Origin of the sequence: Allobosea sp. 117, from assembly GCF_000702305.1 — a bacterium.
GTDB lineage: Bacteria > Pseudomonadota > Alphaproteobacteria > Rhizobiales > Xanthobacteraceae > Ancylobacter.
The window spans coordinates 166,692-183,703 of sequence record NZ_JNLC01000011.1 but is presented as its reverse complement, the minus strand read 5'-3'; the positions used below and the strand labels follow the sequence as shown (position 1 = coordinate 183,703).

The 17,012-nt window shown below is 69.9% G+C and carries 19 protein-coding genes; 12 read left to right on the top strand and 7 right to left on the bottom strand.

Features of this window, described 5'->3' with window-relative positions; translation table 11 throughout:
• Positions 1-46 precede the first annotated feature (46 nt).
• Positions 47-379, bottom strand: a complete 333-nt coding sequence (locus U742_RS23525) for a hypothetical protein (protein ID WP_248310300.1) — start codon at positions 377-379, stop codon at positions 47-49.
• Here U742_RS23525 and U742_RS21950 point away from each other — a divergent pair.
• Positions 363-1,001: a glutathione S-transferase C-terminal domain-containing protein gene (locus U742_RS21950; RefSeq protein ID WP_029351631.1), complete on the top strand. Its 639-nt coding sequence runs from the start codon at positions 363-365 to the stop codon at positions 999-1,001. The two genes, U742_RS23525 and U742_RS21950, sit on opposite strands and share 17 nt — an antisense overlap.
• 97 nt (positions 1,002-1,098) lie before the next feature.
• Here U742_RS21950 and U742_RS0107520 read toward each other — a convergent pair whose 3' ends face one another.
• From U742_RS0107520 to U742_RS0107510, 3 genes are all read right to left on the bottom strand, one after another.
• Complete coding sequence (locus U742_RS0107520) at positions 1,099-1,686, bottom strand: GNAT family N-acetyltransferase (RefSeq protein WP_051660937.1); 588 nt, start codon at positions 1,684-1,686, stop codon at positions 1,099-1,101.
• A gap of 161 nt (positions 1,687-1,847) precedes the next feature.
• Positions 1,848-2,978, bottom strand: coding sequence for a type III PLP-dependent enzyme (locus U742_RS0107515; protein WP_029351628.1), 1,131 nt, complete (start codon positions 2,976-2,978; stop codon positions 1,848-1,850).
• 597 nt (positions 2,979-3,575) lie between these two features.
• Positions 3,576-3,815: a hypothetical protein gene (locus U742_RS0107510; RefSeq protein ID WP_029351625.1), complete on the bottom strand. Its 240-nt coding sequence runs from the start codon at positions 3,813-3,815 to the stop codon at positions 3,576-3,578.
• Positions 3,816-3,932: 117 nt separating this feature from the next.
• Here U742_RS0107510 and U742_RS0107505 point away from each other — a divergent pair, with 117 nt between their 5' ends.
• From U742_RS0107505 to U742_RS0107470, 8 genes are all read left to right on the top strand, one after another.
• Positions 3,933-5,540: a gamma-glutamyltransferase family protein gene (locus U742_RS0107505; protein WP_029351623.1), complete on the top strand. Its 1,608-nt coding sequence runs from the start codon at positions 3,933-3,935 to the stop codon at positions 5,538-5,540.
• A 24-nt stretch (positions 5,541-5,564) separates the two neighbouring features.
• On the top strand, positions 5,565-6,743 hold the full coding sequence (locus tag U742_RS0107500; protein ID WP_248310298.1) for an alpha-D-ribose 1-methylphosphonate 5-triphosphate diphosphatase: 1,179 nt from the start codon (positions 5,565-5,567) through the stop codon (positions 6,741-6,743).
• 4 nt (positions 6,744-6,747) lie between these two features.
• On the top strand, positions 6,748-7,446 hold the full coding sequence (locus U742_RS0107495) for a DUF1045 domain-containing protein (RefSeq protein ID WP_029351619.1): 699 nt from the start codon (positions 6,748-6,750) through the stop codon (positions 7,444-7,446).
• Positions 7,443-8,057: a DapH/DapD/GlmU-related protein gene (locus tag U742_RS0107490; protein WP_029351617.1), complete on the top strand. Its 615-nt coding sequence runs from the start codon at positions 7,443-7,445 to the stop codon at positions 8,055-8,057. The genes U742_RS0107495 and U742_RS0107490 overlap by 4 nt, the downstream gene beginning before the upstream one ends.
• Positions 8,058-8,156: 99 nt before the next feature.
• On the top strand, positions 8,157-9,140 hold the full coding sequence (gene sppA, locus U742_RS0107485) for a signal peptide peptidase SppA (RefSeq protein WP_029351615.1): 984 nt from the start codon (positions 8,157-8,159) through the stop codon (positions 9,138-9,140).
• 74 nt (positions 9,141-9,214) lie between these two features.
• Complete coding sequence (gene ihfB, locus U742_RS0107480; RefSeq protein ID WP_029351613.1) at positions 9,215-9,508, top strand: integration host factor subunit beta; 294 nt, start codon at positions 9,215-9,217, stop codon at positions 9,506-9,508.
• Between the two features lie 77 nt (positions 9,509-9,585).
• Positions 9,586-9,957, top strand: a complete 372-nt coding sequence (locus U742_RS0107475; protein ID WP_029351611.1) for a lipopolysaccharide assembly protein LapA domain-containing protein — start codon at positions 9,586-9,588, stop codon at positions 9,955-9,957.
• Between the two features lie 7 nt (positions 9,958-9,964).
• Positions 9,965-10,924 (top strand): bifunctional Delta(1)-pyrroline-2-carboxylate/Delta(1)-piperideine-2-carboxylate reductase, encoded by a 960-nt coding sequence (locus tag U742_RS0107470; RefSeq protein WP_029351609.1) that lies wholly within the window; start codon positions 9,965-9,967, stop codon positions 10,922-10,924.
• 9 nt (positions 10,925-10,933) lie between these two features.
• Here U742_RS0107470 and cysW read toward each other — a convergent pair whose 3' ends face one another.
• From cysW to cysP, 3 genes are all read right to left on the bottom strand, one after another.
• Positions 10,934-11,812, bottom strand: a complete 879-nt coding sequence (cysW, locus tag U742_RS0107465) for a sulfate ABC transporter permease subunit CysW (RefSeq protein WP_029351607.1) — start codon at positions 11,810-11,812, stop codon at positions 10,934-10,936.
• Positions 11,813-11,821: 9 nt separating this feature from the next.
• Positions 11,822-12,643, bottom strand: coding sequence for a sulfate ABC transporter permease subunit CysT (gene cysT, locus U742_RS0107460; RefSeq protein ID WP_029351605.1), 822 nt, complete (start codon positions 12,641-12,643; stop codon positions 11,822-11,824).
• Between the two features lie 222 nt (positions 12,644-12,865).
• Positions 12,866-13,900, bottom strand: coding sequence for a thiosulfate ABC transporter substrate-binding protein CysP (cysP, locus tag U742_RS0107455; RefSeq protein WP_038360860.1), 1,035 nt, complete (start codon positions 13,898-13,900; stop codon positions 12,866-12,868).
• 249 nt (positions 13,901-14,149) lie between these two features.
• On the opposite strand from cysP, the gene U742_RS0107450 reads away from it, so the two are divergent.
• The 3 genes from U742_RS0107450 to trpA are packed head-to-tail and all read left to right on the top strand — an operon-like array spanning position 14,150 to position 16,952.
• The gene (locus U742_RS0107450) at positions 14,150-14,887 is read left to right on the top strand and encodes a phosphoribosylanthranilate isomerase (protein ID WP_029351601.1); all 738 of its coding nucleotides are present in this window, start codon (positions 14,150-14,152) and stop codon (positions 14,885-14,887) included.
• Positions 14,884-16,104, top strand: coding sequence for a tryptophan synthase subunit beta (gene trpB / locus U742_RS0107445; RefSeq protein WP_029351599.1), 1,221 nt, complete (start codon positions 14,884-14,886; stop codon positions 16,102-16,104). The genes U742_RS0107450 and trpB overlap by 4 nt, the downstream gene beginning before the upstream one ends.
• Complete coding sequence (trpA, locus tag U742_RS0107440) at positions 16,101-16,952, top strand: tryptophan synthase subunit alpha (RefSeq protein WP_029351597.1); 852 nt, start codon at positions 16,101-16,103, stop codon at positions 16,950-16,952. The genes trpB and trpA overlap by 4 nt, the downstream gene beginning before the upstream one ends.
• Positions 16,953-17,012 lie beyond the last annotated feature (60 nt).

Genomic DNA, 17,012 nt, shown 5'->3' with positions numbered 1-17,012 from the left:
ACGTCTCTCCGGTATTTTTCGCCTCCGCGCGGGTGTCGCGCGGTCGTCATCGGGAATGGCACGAATAGTGATTGCCCCCACGGCACGGCTCAATCGCGTCAGCATCCACAGGAACGTTCGACATGCCCGCCCCGACCTCCGCCTCGCGGTCCGCATCCAGATCGGGGACCAAAGCCGCGCCGGCCTCGCGGTCCGCCAAATCCGCCAAACCGGCTGTAGCCAAATCTCCCGCAGCCGAGGCACCTGTAGCCAAAGGACCCGCGCCCAAGCCGGCGCCCTCCAAATCCGCTTCCGCCAAGGCCTCCGGCTCCAGACCGGCCGGAACCAAGTCATCCGCCACGCCGGCCGCGCCGAAGACCACGCTGACGCTGAGTAGCAAGAACTATTCCTCGTGGTCGCTGCGCGGCTGGCTGATGTGCCGGATGGCGGGGCTCGACTTCGCCGAGGACCGGCTCTCGGCCGACGATCCGAGCATCCGCGCCGAGCTGCTGCTGCAGTCCTCGTCCTTCCTCGTGCCTTCCCTGACCCATGAGGGACGGCGCATCTGGGACACGCTGGCGATCGGCGAATATCTCCATGAGATCGCCCCGGAGGCCGGCCTTCTGCCCAAGGATCAGGCAGCGCGTGCCCATTGCCGCTCCATCTGCGGCGAGATGCATTCCGGCTTCGCCAATCTGCGCTCGGCGCTGCCGATGAACATCAAGGCCCACCATCCGGGCTTCAAGGTGTGGACCGGCGCGCAGGCGGACATCGAGCGCATCCTCGCCATCTGGCGCGAATGCCTGAAGACCTATGGCGGGCCGTATCTGTTCGGCGCCATGTCGATGGCGGATGCCATGTACGCGCCGGTCTGCTCGCGCTTCACCACCTATGACGTGAAGCTCGATCCGGCGACCAAGGTCTATTGCGCGCTGATCCTCTCCCATCCCGCCATCCGCGAATGGAGCGCGGCGGCCAAGGAAGAACCGGACGAGCTGGAGGAGCTCGACGTCGAGTTCTGAGGCGTCCGCAGCGCATTCCGAAGAAGGATAAGCGCGCCGCGCAGCCGGCCCTCCCTTTCGGGATGGGCCCCGCCGCGCGGCGCGAAAAGCGCCGCCCTCAGGCGCTGCGCTTGAATTCTCCCGCGGTGTCGCGGGCGACGAGCTCGGAGAGGCTCGGGCTGGCGACGGCCTCGCCGGTCGCGCTGACGAGGCCCTTCGCGCCGGCGAGCGCGCCCGGCTTCAGCTCGAGGGCGAGGAAGCGCGCGCGGTCGAACGGACCCGGCAGCCAAAGCTCCCCGGTCGGCGCGCTGGAGAAGCCGAAGCGCGCGTAATAGGGCGCGTCGCCGACCAGCATAATGGCGCCGTGGCCGAGACGCGCGGCCTCGTTGATCGCGCTCGCCATCAGCGCGCCGCCGAGGCCCCGGTCGCGGAACCACGGATGCACGGCGAGCGGGCCGAGCAGCAGCGCCGGCCGGGCCGGACCGGCGGTGACGTGCCACAGCCGAAGCGTGCCGACCAGACGCCCGTCCGGTCCGTGCGCCGCGAAGGCGAGCCCTTCCGCCGGCAGGCGCCCTTCGCGCAGCCGCTCGGAGGTCTTGGCGAGGCGCGCCGCGCGCCCGAAGGACAGGTCCAGCAGCGCCTCGCGCTGGGCGATGTCGGCCGGCGCCTCGAGCGAGATGGCCGGGGTGGCGGAAGGGAAATCCATGACGGCCTCCAAAACCCGCGCGGCGGGAAAAAGAGGTGAAAGGGAATTGTGAAGCCTCGTCATCCGGGCCGATGCCGGAGTCCCGAGCCGGGCTCATGACGATTGACGGCGATCCCGGACGCCGTGGAACGCGTCCGGGATGACGACACGGGCAGCGCCCGTCAGATCACGTAGGATCGCAGCGGGCTGAAGCCGTTGAACGCCACCGTGGAATAGGTGGTCGTGTAGGCGCCGGTGGCCTCGATCAGCACCTTGTCGCCGATGGCGAGCGAGACCGGCAGCATCACCGGGTTCTTCTCGTACATCACGTCGGCCGAATCGCAGGTCGGGCCGGCCAGCACGCAGGGCACGAGCGCGTCGCCGTCCCGCGCGGTGCGGATCGGGTAGCGGATCGCCTCTTCCATCGTCTCGGCGAGGCCGCCGAACTTGCCGATGTCGAGATAGACCCAGCGCACCGCGTCGTCCTCGGACTTGTGCGAGATCAGCACCACCTCGGCCTCGATCATGCCGGCGGCGCCGACGAGGCCCCGGCCCGGCTCGATGATGGTCTCGGGAATGGTGTTCCCGAAGTGGCGCGACAGCGCGCGGAAGATCGCCGCGCCATAGGCCTCGGCCGCCGGCACGTCCTCGAGGTAGCGCGCCGGGAAGCCGCCGCCGAGATTGACGAAGCTCAAGCTGAAGCCGCGCTCCGCGCAGTCGCGGAAGATCGCCGAGGTCACGGACAGCGCCGCGTCCCAGGCGTCGACGTTCTTCTGCTGCGAGCCGACATGGAACGACACGCCATAGGCGACGAGCCCGAGCCGGTGCGCGTGCTCCAGCACGTCGGCGGCCATGGACGGGTCGCAGCCGAACTTGCGCGACAGCGGCCATTCGGCGCCGGCGCCGTCGCACAGGATGCGGCAGAACACCTTGGCGCCGGGGGCGGCGCGGGCCACCTTCTCGACCTCCTCCTTGGCGTCGACCGCGAACAGGCGCACGCCGAGGTGATAGGAGCGCTCGATGTCGCGCTCCTTCTTGATGGTGTTGCCATAGGAGATGCGGTCGGCGGTGGCGCCGGCGGCGAGCGCCATCTGGATCTCGGGCACCGAGGCGCAGTCGAAGCAGGAGCCGAGCTGCGCGAGCAGGCTCAGCACTTCCGGGGCCGGGTTCGCCTTCACCGCGTAGAACACGCGGGTGTCCGGCAGCGCCCGCGCGAAGGCGGCGTAGTTGGAGCGCACCACATCCAGATCGACGACGACGCAGGGGCCGTCCTCGCGTCGGTTGCGCAGGAACTCACGAATACGGTCGGTCATGGTACTCTCCCACAGACCCGAAGCTTCGACCCGTGGATGCGAACCGACGGACGCGGCGACACTATGCCGTGTTCGTGACGGATTCGCATCCGTTTCGCCGGCGTTTTATGGCCGGAAGAAAATGGAGCCGTGGCAGCGATGCGATCGCGGGCGCGTGTGGAGCGCGTCCGGCGTTCGGTCGATGCCTTCGCTTGGATCGGGGAAACCCGCTCCGCACGCCCGGCAAGAAGTAGTGCCTCTTCAGTTTCCCGACCTTTGGAGGGCCGACAGAGACCAAAAAAGCCCGCTACGTCGTTGCTTCAAGCCGCGTTCCCCGCTGAGGGCGGAGTGCGCCGGTTTCGCCTCCGGCTACCGATCTTGCTGGCGACTTTCCGGCCTCTTGTCCGGACTATCGCCGATCGGCACGCGACCACAGGCACGTGCGAAATTGGGCGAGACGCGATGTAGGGATATTCGCGGTCACATGCAAGCGGTTTAATGGATTTTTGCGCGAGGCGCAGGGCAGTGTTGCGCGAAATCAAGGCGCCGGACGGAGCAACCATCCGCGCGCGTTCCGCAAGCCGGGCAAGGATCTCGAAATCAGCAGTCGAGACAGGCTCACCCCTCGACGAAGGGCTCGACCTCTTTGGCGCGCAGCACGAAGCGGTAGATGCCGTAGATGGCGAGCAGGCCGAACAGGCCCTCGAAGATGAGCTCCCACACCCAGTTCGCCTCGAACAGGGCGGCGATCGCCCAGCCGGCAGCAAGCCCCGCGCCGATCAGCTCGGCACCGAGCAGGATGGCGGCGCTGATAACCGTGCTGACATGGTCCCAGCGGATGCGACGGCCAGAGCTCATTTCCCGTTCCGGACTTATTTCGAGGCGCGCAAACTGCTATGCCGCGCCGCGCGGGTCAAGCCGCGCCGATTCCGCCGCCGCCTTCGCGCCGGCTGTCCCTCGACGAGCGGAGGCACCATGAGCGCGGCCGACCATCCCGAGAGCGTCCATGCCGGCATCGGCGTCGTCGCCGCGCCGCATCACCTCGCGGTCGAAGCCGGGCGCAACGTACTGGTCGAGGGCGGCAATGCGCTGGAGGCCGCGCTCGCCGCCGCTGCCGCCATCGCGGCGGTCTATCCGCACATGAACCATATCGGCGGCGACGGCTTCTGGCTGATCCGCTCGCCCTCGGGGCGCGTGCGCTATATCGAGGCCTGCGGCTATGCGGGGGCGAAGGCGACGCCGGCCTTCTACCGCGACCGGGGTTTCGACGCCGTGCCGGCGCGGGGACCGCTCGCCGCGCTCACCGTGCCGGGGCAGATTGGCGGCTGGCAGCTCGCGCTCGACGCCGCCAAGGCGCTCGGCGGGCGCATGTCGCTGGCGCGGCTTCTGGAGCCCGCCATACACCATGCGCGCGCCGGTATCCCGGTCTCGCGCTCGCAGGCGGCGCTGACCGACGAGAAGCTGCCCGAATTGCAGGACGTGCCCGGCTTCGCCGACACCTTCCTCGTGGACGGCAAGCCGCCGGCGGAATGCGCCGTCCAGCGCTTTCCGCGCCTCGCCGACACGCTCGACCACCTCGCCCGCGCCGGGCTCGACGACTATTATCGCGGCGATGTGGGCCGCGAGATCGCCGCTGATCTGGAGCGCGCCGGCAGCCCGGTCACCCGCGCCGATCTGCAGGCCTATCATGCGCTCACCCGCCCGCCGCTGCATGTGAAGCTCGACACCATGGAGCTGTGGGGCTCGCAGCCGCCGACGCAGGGCCTCGCCACGCTGATGATCCTCGGCATCTTCGAGCGCCTTGGCGTCAAGCGGGCCGAGGGTTTCGAGCACCTGCACGGGCTGATCGAGGCCACCAAGCGCGCCTTTCTCGTCCGCGACCGAGTGGTGACGGATTTCGGCCACCTCAAGCACGATCCGGATGAGTTCCTCAGTCCCGTCGCGCTCGCCCGTGAGGCCGCCGCCATCGATTCCCGCCGCGCCCTGCCCTGGCCGCAGGTCGCGCCGCGCGGCGACACCATCTGGCTCGGCGCCGCCGACCGCAGCGGCGTCGTGGTCTCCTACATCCAGTCGATCTATTGGGAGTTCGGCTCCGGGCTGGTGCTGCCGGGCACCGGCGTGCTGATGCAGAATCGCGGCTCCAGCTTCTCGCTCGATGCCAAGGCGGTGAACCCGCTTCAGCCCGGCCGGCGACCCTTCCACACCCTCAACCCGGCGATGGCGGCGCTGCCCGACGGACGGGTCGTCGCCTTCGGCACCATGGGCGGCGAGGGTCAGCCGCAGACCAATGCCGCCGTGCTCACCCGCTACGCCACCTTCGGCCAGAAGCTGGGCGAGGCGCTCGCCCGCCCGCGCTGGGTGCTGGGGCGCACCTGGGGCTCGGACCTCGTCAATCTGCGCCTCGAGCCGCGTTTCGACCCGGCGCTCGCCGACGATCTCGCCCGCGCCGGTCACGATGTGGCGATCCTGCCCGAGCCGTTCTCCGACGTCGTCGGCCATGCGGGGGCGGTGGTGCTGCATCCGCGCGGCGCCATCGAGGGTGCGCACGATCCGCGCGCCAATGGCGGGGCGGCCGGCATCTGAGGGGTGGCTTCATCGAATGGTCACATGAACATGCGAGACGCCGCGCCCATGGAAGCCGCGCCCACGGAAACCATCCTCACCAATGCCCGCCTCGTGCTCGCCGACCGCGTCGTCGCCGGCACGCTGGTGCACGGGGGCGGCGTCATCCGCGCGGTGGACGAGGGTCGCTCGCAGCTCCGCCACGCGGTCGATTGCGAGGGCGCCTATCTCGCGCCCGGCCTCATTGACCTGCACACCGACGCGCTGGAAGGCCATTTCGTGCCGCGCCCGAAGGTGATCTGGCCGGATGCCCGCGCCGCGGCGCTCGCCCATGACGCGCAGATGGCCGCCTCCGGCATCACCACGGTGTTCGACGCCATCTGCGCCGGCGGCTTCGACCAGGCCAAGGCGGACCGGCGCGCGCTCTACACCGTCATGCTCGACGCCGTGGACGAGGGCCGCGCGCGAAGCATGTTCCGCGTCGACCACCGCATCCATCTGCGCTGCGAGCTGACCGACCCGAACCTGCCGGTGCTGGTGGACGCCGCCCTCGGCCGTCCGGCGCTCGCCCTCGCCTCGCTGATGGACCACACGCCGGGCGCCCGGCAGTGGCGCAATGTCGATCATCTCAAGGTCTATCTCTCCGGCATCGGCAAGACCGAGGCGGAGATCGACCGCGAGGTGAACGAGCGCGCCGAGCGCGGGCGCGCCGCCGTGCCCGTAAATTTCGCCCGCATGGTCGCGCTGTTCGGCAGTTCCGGCATCGTGCTGGCGAGCCACGACGACACCACGCCCGGCCATGTCGCCGAGGCGCTGGCGGCGGGCTGCACCATCTCCGAGTTCCCGACCACGCTGGAGGCCGCCCGCGCCGCGCGCGAGGCGGGGCTCGCCACCATCGGCGGCGCGCCGAACGTTGTGCGCGGCGGCTCGCATTCGGGCGGCGTCGCGATGCGCGATCTCGCCGGCGCCGGTCTGCTCGATGCGCTGGCCTCCGACTATGTGCCGGCAAGCCTGCTGCAGGCGGCGCTGAAGCTCGCCCGCGAGCCGGGCCTCGCGCTTCCCGCCGCGCTCGGCCTCGTCACCGCGCGCCCGGCCGCGCTGGCGGGTCTCGATGATCGTGGGCGGCTGGAGCCGGGGCTGCGCGCCGATCTCGTCCGTTTCGCGCTCGCCGGCGACACGCCGGTGGTGCGCGAGGTGAGCGTCGCCGGCGGCCGGGTGTTCTAGGCCCGTGCCCGCCCCCCGCTACGCCATCTACTATGCGCCGCCCGCCGGCAGCCCGCTCTGGCGCTTCGGTTCCTCCGTGCTCGGCTATGACGCCGAGACCGGCGAGGAGCTCGCCTTCCCGGTGTTCCGGCGCTTCGACGCCGAGAGCTGGCGCGAGATGACCGCCGAGCCGCGGCGCTACGGCTTCCACGGCACGCTGAAGGCGCCCTTCCGCCTTGCCGACGACAAGGACGAGGCCGGGCTGCGCGCCGCCTGCGCGCGCTTCGCCGCCGACCGTGCGCGCTTCGCCTGCGCCGGCATGCAGGTCGCGGCGATCGGCCGATTCCTTGCGCTGAAGACGGTGCAGCCCTGCGCCGCGCTCGACCGCCTCGCCGCCGGCGCGGTCTCCGCCTTCGACGAGTTCCGCGCGCCGCTCACCGAGGCCGAGATGGAACGGCGGCTGCGCGCGCCGCTCAGCGAGCGCCAGAAGGAATATCTGGTGCGCTGGGGCTATCCTTACGTGCTCGACGATTTCCGTTTCCACATGACGCTGACCGGCCCCCTCGACGACGCGGCGCGCGCCGATGCGCAGGCCGAGCTCGCCGAGCATTTCGCCGCCAGCGAAGCCGACGGTCCGCTCATCGTCGGCGAGATCGCGCTCTACCGCCAGGACGACGGGGTGTTCCGCCTCGTCGAGCGCCACGCGCTCGGAGGCGCCTCATGAAGAAGCTAGGCCTCGAGCCGACGATCGATCCGACCGCCGAACTCGTCCGGTGCGCGCTCGGTCGCTACACCGAGGTCGGCGCGCGCACATTGATGCTGGAGGTCGCCATGGGCGACTATTCCTACATCGCCCATGACGGCGAAGTAGCCTATTCGACCATCGGGAAATTCGCCTCCATCGCGGCGATGACGCGCATCAATCCCGGCAATCACCCGATGGAGCGGGCAAGCCAGTCGCATTTCACCTACCGCGCCTCGGCCTATTTCGACGATGCGCAGGACGAGGACGCCTTCTTCGACTGGCGCCGCGCCCATCACGTCACCATCGGGCATGATGTCTGGATCGGCCACGGCGCCGTCATCCTGCCCGGACGCGGCGTCGGCGACGGTGCCGTGGTGGCGGCCGGCGCGGTGGTGACGAAGGACGTGCCGGCCTATGCCATCGTCGCCGGCGTGCCGGCGAAGGTGGTGCGTCCCCGCTTCCCCGCCGCCGTCGCCGAGCGGCTCGCCGCGCTCGGCTGGTGGGACTGGCCGCACGAGCGGCTGCGCGTCGCGCTCGACGACTTCCGCGCGCTCTCCGTCGAGGCCTTCCTGGAGAAGCACGGCGGCTGACGCGCCCCTGCCTGCGACGGAAGGCATCCGCCGGCGCACTTGCGCAGCCTGCCGGCGGGGGTTACGTGCTTGGCGGACTTTTGAAAAACGGAGGGCCGCATGGCGCCCGGCAACAGCTCGATCGAGGTCGACCAGATCGTCGATCGGCGGCGTCTGCGCCGCAAGCTCGCCTTCTGGCGGGGTCTTGCCGCGCTCGTCATCGTCGGCGGCCTCGTCGCGCTCGCCGCCTGGTGGAGCGATGGCTTGCTGCCGCGTTCCGCCCCGCATGTCGCGCGCCTCACCATCGGCGGCCTGATCCGCAACGAGCGCGAGCGTCTCGAACTCATCGACGACATCGGTAAGTCCGGCGCCAAGGCGGTGATCGTCGCCATCGACAGCCCGGGCGGCACGGTGGCGGGATCGGAAGCGCTCTACGGCGCGCTGCGCCGGCTTTCCGAGAAGAAGCCGGTGGTGGCGGTGGTCGAGGGCATGGCGGCCTCCGGCGCCTATATCGCCGCGCTCGGCACCGACCACATCGTCGCCCCGCGCAACGCGCTGGTCGGCTCGATCGGCGTGCTGTTCCAGTACCCGAACGTCACCGAGCTTCTGAAGACTGTCGGCGTCGAGGTCGAGGAGATCAAGTCGAGCCCGCTGAAGGCGGCGCCCAACGGCTTCACGCCGACCAGCCCGGAGGCGCGGGCGGCGGTCGCGTCGCTGGTGAGCGACAGCTATGACTGGTTCAAGGGCCTCGTCGGCGAGCGGCGGATGATCGCCGGCGACAAGCTGGCGAGCGCCGCCGACGGGCGCGTCTTCACCGCGCATCAGGCGCTGCCGCTCAACCTCGTCGACGAGATCGGCGACGAGCGCACCGCCCGCGCCTGGCTGGCGCGCGAGAAGGGCGTGCCGGAGAGCCTCACCATACGCGACTGGAAGACCAAGCGCGTCGGCGACGAATTCGGCTGGCTACGCGGCGCGACCTCGGCGGTATTGGGCGGCCTCGGCCTCGGCAGCGTGTCACGCCTGGTGCTCGATATGGCCGACGGTACGGCGCAAGCGCGCCTTGACGGTCTTCTGGCCCTCTGGCACCCTCGGGCCGGTGATTGAAGCACGCCAAAAAGTCTTAAAAAACATGAGTTTTTTGCCTTACGACGAGCCGATCATAAGGGGGCGGGGCGTCGATGATAAAATCTGAACTTGTGCAGCGTATTGCCGAAGCCAATCCGCACCTCTACCAGCGCGACGTCGAGAACATCGTCAACGCCATCCTCGACGAGATCGTCGCGGCTCTGGCGCGGGGCGATCGGGTCGAGCTGCGCGGCTTCGGCGCGTTCTCGGTGAAGTCCCGCCCGGCACGCACCGGACGCAATCCGCGCACCGGCGCGCATGTCGCGGTGGACGGCAAGGCCGTTCCCTATTTCAAGACCGGCAAGGAGATGCGCGAGCGTCTCAACGACGGCGTCGACCTCGAATAGTCGCCGCATCGTCCCGCCGGCTCGTCCGCGGCGCCCGAGGGCGGTGCGGACGGCGTTCCTGTCTGGAGGTGCCTGACGTGCTCCGTCGGATCGTGCTTTTGCTCATCGTCCTGCCGGTCTCGATCGGCGTGGTGGCGCTCGCCGTCGCCAACCGGCACGCGGTCTCGCTGGTGCTCGATCCCTTCGCCGGGAACCTCGCCGTCCAGCTCCCGCTCTTCGTGCTCCTGTTCGCCGCGCTGATCCTCGGCGTCGTGCTCGGCGGCGCCGCCGTGTGGTTCCGCCAGGGCCGCTATCGCCGCGCCGCCCGTGCCGCCGGACGGGATGCGCGCCGTGCTTCCGCCGAGGCCGAGCAGCTTCGCGCCGAGCACCAGCGGATCATGACCGCCGCTTCCGGCCGTCCCGCGCTCGCGGCGCCGCCCAGCCTGCCGGACCGGCGCTCCGCCGCGTGAGAACCCCATGGAAAACCTGCGTTTCGTCTCCGCGGCCGAGGTCGCCGGCGTCCTCACCTTTCCCGCGCTGATCGATGCGCTCGACGCCGCCTTCCGCCGGCCTATCGTCACGCCGGTGCGCCATCACCACACCGTCGCCCGGCCGGACGCGGATGCGACCTTCCTGCTGATGCCGGCCTGGACCGACGAGCGGACCGACGACGACGTGCTCGCCACCAAGCTGGTCACCGTCTGTCCCGGCAACGCCGCGCGCGGCATCGAGAGCATCAACGGGCTGATCGTCCTGAACTCCGCCGCCACCGGCGTGCCGCTCGCCGTGCTCGACGCGCGCCCGGTCACGGTCTGGCGCACGGCGGCCGCCTCCGCGCTCGCCGCCCGCTATCTGGCGCGGCCGGACGCCAGCCGGCTGGCGGTGATCGGGGCCGGCGCCATGGCGCCCTATCTCGCCCGCGCCCATGCCAGCGCCCGCCCGATCCGCATCATCCGCATCTGGAACCGCAGCCGCCCGCGCGCCGAGGCGCTCGCTGCCGACCTCGCCGCCGAGGGCTTCGACGCGAAGGCGGTCGACCGGCGCGAGGAGGCGATCGAGGGTGCCGACATCGTCACCTCCGCGACCATGTCGCCGCAGCCGCTGGTGGAGGGACGGCTGCTGTCGCCCGGCCAGCATGTCGACCTCGTCGGTGGCTTCACCCCGACCATGCGCGAGGCCGACGACGAGGCGATCCGCCGCTCGCGGGTCTATGTCGATACCCGCGCCGGCGCGCTCAAAGAGGCCGGCGACCTGGTCATCCCGATCTCGACCGGCGTGCTGCGGGCGGAGGACGTGCAGGGCGACCTGTTCGAGCTCGCGCGGAGCACCGCGGCCGGGCGGGGATCGGCTGACGAGATCACGCTGTTCAAGTCGGTCGGCACGGCGATCGAGGACCTCGCCTGCGCCGAGCTGGTCTGGAAGCGGCTGAACGGCTGAGCGCCCACCTCAGTGCCCGGCGCCGGTCGTCCGAGCGCGGGCGGCGTCGATCCGCTCAATGATCACCTTGGCGATCAGCGTCACCAGCGCGACCAGGGTCAGCAGCGTCGCCACCGCGAAGGCGCCGATGGCGTTGTTGTCCTGATAGAGCAGCTCGATCTGCAGCGGCATGGTGTTGGTCTGGCCGCGTATGTTGCCGGAGACGATGGACACCGCGCCGAACTCGCCCATGACGCGCGCATTGCACAGCGCCGCGCCATAGAGCAGGGCGAAGCGGACATTGGGCAGCGTGACAAGGCGCAGGATGCGCCAGCCGCCGGCCCCGAGCGTCACCGCCGCCTCTTCCTCCTCGGTGCCCTGCGCCAGCATCAGCGGCACCAGCTCGCGCGCCACGAAGGGCGCGGTGACGAACAGGCTCGCCAGCATGATGCCGGGCACCGCGAACATGATCTTGATGTCGTGCGCCTCGAGGAACGGCCCGAGCAGCCCCTGCGCGCCATAGACGAAGAGATAGGCGACACCGGCGATGATCGGCGAGATCGAGAAGGGCAGCTCGACCAGCGCAAGGAGCAGGTTGCGGCCGGGGAAGGAGAATTTCGCGATGGTCCAGGCGGCAGCGATGCCGAAGCCGATATTGATCGGCACCACCACCAGCGCGGTGATCAGCGTCAGATAGACGGCATAGCGGGTGTCGGGCGCGGCGAGGGCGGCGAGATAGGCGCCCGCGCCGTGCCGGAAGGCTTCCGTGAAGATGGCGACCAGCGGCGCCACCAGCACCAGCGCCGCCAGCGCCAGCACGCCGCCGATGATCACGGCGCGCGCGCGCGGCCCGTCGCCGACGCGCTGGCGCGGGCGGGCGGAAGGTTCGGGGAGGGGTTGCCGTGCCATTTGCGTCCCTCAGTCCGCCGTGCCCATGCGCCGCTGCTGCCAGAGCTGGAGCATGTTGATGGTGAGCAGCAGCGCGAAGGCGATGCCGAGCAGCGTCGCCGCGATGGCCGCCGCCGCCGGGTAGTCATATTCCTCGATGCGGATGAAGGTCAGTAGCGAGACCACCTCGGTCTTCAGCGGCAGATTGCCGGCGATGAAGATGATGGCGCCGAACTCGCCGAGCGAGCGGGCGAAGCCGAGCGCGCAGCCCGTCGCGAAGGCCGGCAGGATGGCCGGGAAGATCACGCGGGCGAAGATGCGGGCGTCGGAGGCCCCGAGCGTCGCCGCCGCCTCCTCGACGTCAGCGGCGAGATCCTCCAGCACCGGCTGCACCGTGCGCACCACGAAGGGCAGGCTGGTGAAGGCCATGGCGACGGCGATGCCGAGCGGGGTATAGGCGACCGATATGCCGAGCTGGGCGAGCGGCGCGCCGAACCAGCCGTTCTTGGCGAGCAGCGCGGAGAGCGCGATGCCGGCAACCGCGGTCGGCAGCGCGAAGGGCACGTCGACCAGGGCGTCGAGCAGCCTTTTGCCGGGGAAGTCGTAGCGCACCAGCACCCAGGCCAGCGCAAGGCCGTACACAGCGTTGAAGGCGGTCGCGCCGAAAGCGGTGAGGAAGGTGACGCGGAAGGCGCTCGCGGTCCGCGCGCCGGTCATGATGGCGATATAGCGCTCCCAGCCGATGTCGAGCGCGGTCCACACCAGCGCGCCGAGCGGCAGCAGCACGATCAGGCTGAGATAGAGCAGCGTGATGCCGAAGGAGAGCGGGAAGCCCGGTATGACGCGGCTCACGAAGCGGGCTCCTCACAGACGAGACGGCCGGGGCATGCCCCGGCCATTGCCGCACTTGTACACGAATGTCCAGCCCGGAGGCGATGGGAGGCGGCCCCCACTCTCGCCGTCATCCCGGACGGCCGTCAGGCCGATCCGGGATCGCGTGCCGACAATTGGCGGACGATCCCGGCTCTCGCTGCGCTCGGCCGGGATGACGAACTTTGATCAGTGAACAAACCCTCACGGCGCGACGAACAGCGTGTCGAGCTTGCCGCCGGAGGCGAAGTGCTCCTTCTGGACATTGGCCCAGCCGCCAAACACGTCCTCGACCTTGACGAGGCGCACCGGCGCGAACTTCGCCTTGAACTTCTCGGCGACGCCGGGATCGACCACACGGTTGTTGAACTCGGCGGCCACCGTCTGGCCCTCGGGCGAATAGAGGAAGGTGAGGTAGTCGGTCGCGATCTGCCGCGAGCCGCGCTTGTCCACCACCTTGTCGACCACCGCCACCGGGAACTCGGCGAGCAGGCTCACCTCGGGGACGACCACCTCGAAGCCCTTGTCCTTGTAGGCGTCCTTCACGCCGATTGTCTCGGCCTCGAAGGTGATCAGCACGTCGCCGAGCTCGCGCTCGACGAAGGAGGTGGTGGCGCCGCGCCCGCCGGTGTCGAACACCACGACGTTGGACAAAAGCTTCTTGGTGAAGGCGTCGGCCTGCGCCTTGTCGCCCTTGAACTTCTCCAGCGCGAAGGCATAGGCGGCGAGATAGGTGTAGCGCGCATTGCCCGAGGTCTTCGGGTTGGGGAACACCAGCTTCACGTCGTCACGGACGAGGTCGTCCCAGTTCTTCACGCCCTTGGGGTTGCCCTTGCGCACCAGAAAGGCGGGGAAGGAGTACCAGGGCGAGGAGGCGTTCGGCAGGCGGGTCTGCCAGTCCTTGGCGACGAAGCCCTTGTCGACCAGGAAGGTCACGTCGGTGATCTGATTGAAGGTAACGACGTCGGCCTCGAGGCCCTCGACGATGGAGCGCGCCTGCTTGGAGGTGCCGGCGTGGCTCTGGTTCACCTTGATGTCCTTGCCGATCTTGGCCTTCTCGGCCGGCTCGAACTTGGTGTTGATCGCCTCGAACACCTCGCGGGCGATGTCGTAGGAGGCGTTGAGGATGGAGTTCGGCTCCTGCGCGCGCGCCGCGCCGGCCGGCAGGGCGGCAGCGATGAACGGGGCGACGGCGGCGGCGAGGGAAGCGGAAAGGATGCGGCGGCGCGAGAGGCGCATGGGGATTCTCCGGGGCATTTCATGACCCTCAGGGGTCATTTATCGATAAATCGATGTTGAATTAGTAATTCCACAGTCGCGTTTGTCTAACATGACGCCTGTCGTGACGGAAGCGGATAATTCGCGGCCGCGGAACATCGCCGCCATACCGGGGCTACCGGGAGGGGACGCGGCCCGGTTTCCCCGAAATGGCCGGCTCTCGCATCCGTCCCCGTTTCCGTGCTAGGTCGCGGGTCGAGGAGACGCAGCTTGTCCATCGCGATCAAGATTTGCGGGCTGAAGACGCAGGAGGCGCTGGAGGCAGCGCTCGGCGCCGGCGCCGACATGGTCGGCGTCGTGTTCTTCGAAAAGAGCCCGCGCAACATCGACCACGCGACCGCCGCCGCGCTGGCGGAGCGGGCGCGAGGTCGCGCGCTGGTCGCCGCCCTCACGGTCGACGCCGATGATGCCGCGCTCGCCGCCATCGTTGAGACCGTGCGCCCGGACCTTCTGCAACTCCACGGCCATGAGAGCGCCGAACGCGTCGCCGCCATCCGCGCGCGCTTCGGGGTGCCGGTGATGAAGGCGGTGGGCATCGCCTCCCCCGCCGACGTCGCCGCCGCGCGCGGCTTCGAGCCGGTCGCCGACCGCCTGCTCTTGGACGCCAAGGCGCCGCCTCAGGCGCTGCATCCCGGCGGCAACGGCCTCGTCTTCGACTGGAATCTGATCGCCGACGCCTCGCCCAAGCTTGACCGGGTGAAGCCCTTCATGCTGTCAGGAGGCCTGACCCCCGAGAACGTGGCCGAGGCGCTGGCGATCACCCATGCGCCCGGCGTCGACGTCTCGTCGGGGGTGGAGAGCGCTCCCGGTGTGAAGGATCCGGCACGCATCGTCGCTTTCATACAAGCCGCACGCGCCGCTGCCGGCGATGGTGCCCCCCGCAGGAACGCCTCCCCGCCGGCCGAGACGCGCGCGGCGAACGAGACCAGAAGAGCCGAGGCCAGTTGAACGCCGTGAACGCACCCAATTCCTTCCGCACCGGCCCCGACGAGAGCGGCCATTTCGGTATTTTCGGCGGTCGTTTCGTTGCCGAAACGCTCATGCCGCTGATCCTCGACCTGGAGGCCGCCTACAAGGCGGCCAAGGCCGATCCGGCCTATAGGGAAGAGATGGACGCCGGGCTGAAGCATTATGTCGGCCGCCCCAGCCCGCTCTATTTCGCCGAGCGCCTGACCGAGCACTTCGGCGGCGCCAAGATCTATCTGAAGCGCGAGGAGCTGAACCACACCGGCTCGCACAAGGTGAACAACGTGCTCGGCCAGATCCTGCTCGCCCGCCGCATGGGCAAGCAGCGCATCATCGCCGAGACCGGCGCCGGCCAGCACGGCGTCGCCACCGCCACGCTGTGCGCGCGCTACGGGCTGAAATGCGTCGTCTATATGGGCGCCGTCGACGTCGCCCGTCAGGCGCCCAACGTGTTCCGCATGAAGATGCTCGGCGCCGAGGTGGTCCCGGTGCAGGCTGGCGCCAAGACGCTGAAGGACGCCATGAACGAGGCGCTGCGCGACTGGGTGACCAACGTGCACGACACCTTCTACTGCATCGGCACGGTGGCCGGCCCGCACCCCTATCCGGCGATGGTGCGCGACTTCCAGTCGATCATCGGCACCGAGACCCGCGCCCAGATGCAGGAGGCCGAGGGCCGTCTTCCCGACAGCCTGATCGCCTGCATCGGCGGCGGCTCCAACGCCATGGGCCTGTTCCACCCCTTCCTCGACGATCCGAGCGTGGCGATCTACGGCGTCGAGGCGGCCGGCCACGGCATCCCGACCGGCCAGCATGCCGCCTCCATCACCGGCGGGCGGCCCGGCGTGCTGCACGGCAACCGCACCTATCTGCTGATGGACGACGACGGGCAGATCATCGAGGCGCATTCCATCTCCGCCGGCCTCGACTATCCCGGCATCGGCCCGGAGCATTCCTGGCTGCACGATGTCGGCCGGGTGCAATATCTCTCGGCCACCGACGAGGAGGCGCTGGAGGCCTTCCAGCTTCTCTCCAAGCTCGAGGGCATCATCCCGGCGCTGGAGCCGGCCCACGCGCTGGCCCGCGTCGCCGAGCTCGCCCCGAAGCTGCCGAAGGACCATCTGATGGTCGTCTCGCTCTCCGGGCGCGGCGACAAGGACATTCCGCAGGTGGCGGAGATTCTGGGGAGCCGCCTGTGAGCACCCGTCCGGTCACGCGCCTCGACGCGCGTTTCGCAGCCTGCGCCCGCGAGGGCCGCGCCGCGCTCGTCACCTTCGTCACCGCCGGCGACCCCGGCTATGACGCCTCGCTCGCGATCCTCAAAGCGCTGCCCGGTGCCGGCGCCGACGTGATCGAGCTCGGCGTGCCCTTCACCGATCCGATGGCCGACGGTCCCGCCATCCAGGCCGCCGGCCTGCGCGCGCTGAAGGCCGGCCAGACGCTGGCCAAGACGCTCGCCATGGTCCGCGCCTTCCGCGAGGGCGACACGACCACGCCGATCGTGCTGATGGGCTATTACAACCCGGTCTACATCTACGGCGTCGACCGCTTCCTCGCCGATGCGAAGGCAGCGGGCGTCGACGGCCTGATCGTCGTCGACCTGCCGCCGGAAGAGGACCGCGAGCTCTGCCTGCCGGCGCTCGACGCCGGCCTCGCCTTCATCCGCCTCGCCACCCCAACCACCGACGACAAACGCCTGCCGGCGGTGCTCGCGAACACCGCGGGCTTCGTCTACTACGTCTCGATCACCGGCATCACCGGCTCGGCGACGCCCGATCCTTCCGTGGTCGGCGCGGCGGTGGCGCGCATCAAGCAGCACACCGACCTGCCGGTCGCCGTCGGCTTCGGCGTGAAGACGCCGGAGCACGCCGCCGCCATCGCGGGCGGCGCCGACGGCGTGGTGGTCGGCTCGGCCCTGGTCGACGCGATCCGCGCCAGCCTCGACGCCGAGGACCGCGCGACGCCCGCCACCGTTCCCGCCGTCACTGCGCTGGTCTCGGCGCTGGCGCAGGCGGTGCGCGGCGTGCGCCGTGCCGCCGCCGAGTGAGCCCGTTTGCGCGGGCACCTTTTCCATCGGGCCGCGGCGGACTACATGAGACGCCGCCGG

Coding starts and splice junctions, on each gene's coding strand:
- U742_RS0107520 (WP_051660937.1), bottom strand. CDS start 1,686: ATGGATTTCCCTTCCGCCACCCCGGCCATCTCGCTCGAGGCGCCGGCC.
- U742_RS0107515 (WP_029351628.1), bottom strand. CDS start 2,978: ATGACCGACCGTATTCGTGAGTTCCTGCGCAACCGACGCGAGGACGGC.
- U742_RS0107510 (WP_029351625.1), bottom strand. CDS start 3,815: ATGAGCTCTGGCCGTCGCATCCGCTGGGACCATGTCAGCACGGTTATC.
- U742_RS0107505 (WP_029351623.1), top strand. CDS start 3,933: ATGAGCGCGGCCGACCATCCCGAGAGCGTCCATGCCGGCATCGGCGTC.
- U742_RS0107500 (WP_248310298.1), top strand. CDS start 5,565: ATGAACATGCGAGACGCCGCGCCCATGGAAGCCGCGCCCACGGAAACC.
- U742_RS0107490 (WP_029351617.1), top strand. CDS start 7,443: ATGAAGAAGCTAGGCCTCGAGCCGACGATCGATCCGACCGCCGAACTC.
- sppA (WP_029351615.1), top strand. CDS start 8,157: ATGGCGCCCGGCAACAGCTCGATCGAGGTCGACCAGATCGTCGATCGG.
- ihfB (WP_029351613.1), top strand. CDS start 9,215: ATGATAAAATCTGAACTTGTGCAGCGTATTGCCGAAGCCAATCCGCAC.
- U742_RS0107470 (WP_029351609.1), top strand. CDS start 9,965: ATGGAAAACCTGCGTTTCGTCTCCGCGGCCGAGGTCGCCGGCGTCCTC.
- cysW (WP_029351607.1), bottom strand. CDS start 11,812: ATGGCACGGCAACCCCTCCCCGAACCTTCCGCCCGCCCGCGCCAGCGC.
- cysP (WP_038360860.1), bottom strand. CDS start 13,900: ATGCGCCTCTCGCGCCGCCGCATCCTTTCCGCTTCCCTCGCCGCCGCC.